The following is a 255-nucleotide window of genomic DNA, read 5'->3' as shown; positions in this document are numbered from 1 at the left end:
GTCGTCTACTCTAAAACACCTTTGGTGTTGTAAGGTTAAGCCTCACGGATCATTAGTACTGGTTAGCTCAATGCATCGCTGCACTTACACACCCAGCCTATCAACGTCTTAGTCTTAAACGTTCCTTTAGGGGCCTTAAAGGCCCAGGGAAGACTCATCTCGAGGCAAGTTTCGCGCTTAGATGCTTTCAGCGCTTATCTTTTCCGCACTTAGCTACCGGGCAGTGCCATTGGCATGACAACCCGAACACCAGTG

1 rRNA gene is annotated in these 255 nt (G+C 49.0%); it reads right to left on the bottom strand.

The features are described from left to right. Positions 1-31: 31 nt before the first annotated feature. A 23S ribosomal RNA gene (locus tag JHD74_RS26515) occupies positions 32-255 on the bottom strand; the annotation flags it as partial.

The sequence above is a fragment of the Serratia sp. ASV30 genome, assembly GCF_016428815.1.
GTDB classification, from domain to species: Bacteria; Pseudomonadota; Gammaproteobacteria; order Enterobacterales; family Enterobacteriaceae; genus Chania; species Chania fonticola_C.
The sequence above is the reverse complement of the archived record's forward strand: the minus strand, read 5'-3'. Positions and strand labels throughout refer to the sequence as shown.